Origin of the sequence: Burkholderia sp. Ac-20349 (assembly GCF_017104865.1) — a bacterium.
GTDB classification, from domain to species: domain Bacteria; phylum Pseudomonadota; class Gammaproteobacteria; order Burkholderiales; family Burkholderiaceae; genus Burkholderia; species Burkholderia aenigmatica.
Genome location: NZ_JAAGPM010000374.1, coordinates 1 through 293, shown reverse-complemented (window position 1 = coordinate 293; position 293 = coordinate 1). Strand labels below are relative to the sequence as shown.

Genomic DNA, 293 nt, shown 5'->3' with positions numbered 1-293 from the left:
GTTTTCGTCGTTCTGTTTCAGCGCGAGGTCGATGTCGAACACGAACTCGGTATCGGCCTTGCGCGAGATCAGGAAGAAGCGCACCGCGTCACGGCCGCGCGTGATGGTCGCTTCGTCGATCAGGTCGGGCGCCGCTTCCTGGCCCGCCGCCGCGCCGCCCGACCATTCGATCAGGTCGCGTACCGTCACGTAGCTGCCCGCGCGCTTCGAGATCTTCACTTCCTGGCCGTCGCGCATCACGGTGACCATCTTGTGCAGCACGTAGTCGGGGTAGCCCTTCGGGATCCCGATGT

General features: G+C 64.5%; 1 pseudogene. It reads right to left on the bottom strand.

The annotated features are described in order from the left end of the window. Positions 1 to 293: pseudogene (argS, locus tag G3N61_RS39315) on the bottom strand (arginine--tRNA ligase); the annotation flags it as partial.